This is a genomic window from Streptococcus sp. HMSC034B05, from assembly GCF_001809055.1.
In the GTDB taxonomy this organism is placed as follows: domain Bacteria; phylum Bacillota; class Bacilli; order Lactobacillales; family Streptococcaceae; genus Streptococcus; species Streptococcus constellatus.
This window is the reverse complement of the sequence record NZ_KV795620.1, coordinates 26206-27004: the sequence shown is the minus strand read 5'-3', so window position 1 is coordinate 27004 and position 799 is coordinate 26206. Positions and strand designations below refer to the sequence as shown.

The window sequence follows — 799 nt, the reverse complement described above, 5'->3', positions numbered from 1 at the left end:
AGCTGACATTCGTTACCACCACATCAAAGCCTTGCGAGGTCTTATTTTCAATGTGAATCGTGCCAGTCACCTGAACAGGTTTGGGAGCTTCTTCATTTGTTAAGGTTGCAATTGGGATATAGCGACGTGTTCCACTGTAGCTAACATAACTAATCCATTGATGATGATCTGCGTCCAATACCTTATCATAGCGAATTCTTTCTCCTCTTGCAAAGGTAAATTCAGTCTTAGCCGTCATTGTGGGACTATTTTTGACTTCAACTTCCTTTTTAAAAGTATAAACTCCTTGAGACGGAATGGATTCTCTTGCAGAACTTGGTGCCACTACGATTGTCTTGGTACCGCTAACACCTCTTATTTTACCATTTGGTTCAATGTAGTAGAGATGAATATTGTATTCACCGCTTTCATTTTTATGTTTACTAATGTTAACAGTGACTTTATAGTTTCCATCATTTTGCTTGCTAGCGTCATACCAGATAATATCGTCTTGGCCACTATTCTCTGTCCAAATAGGAACTTTTACTCTAGAAATTCCATTACTGTCTGATACGTTAGTAATCAAGACATCGAAACCTTGCGAGGTCTTGTTTTCAATGTGAATGGTACCTGTCACGCTGTATTTCGGTTCTTCTACTTTAGTTGTTGTGCCGGTTACCCCTTGCAGGCTACCATCTGACTGAATGTAATACATGTGTATGTTATATTCACCGCGATTATTTTTATGACGGCGAATATCTACACTCAACTTATAGGTGCCATCTATTTGCTTAATCGCATCGTACCAGATCACATCATC

At 39.2% G+C, this 799-nt stretch carries 1 protein-coding gene; it reads right to left on the bottom strand.

Translation table 11 applies throughout. The features are described from left to right. Positions 1 to 799, bottom strand: a 799-nt coding sequence (locus HMPREF2542_RS06770) for a GBS Bsp-like repeat-containing protein (RefSeq protein WP_186822137.1), incomplete at both ends; no start/stop codon positions are given.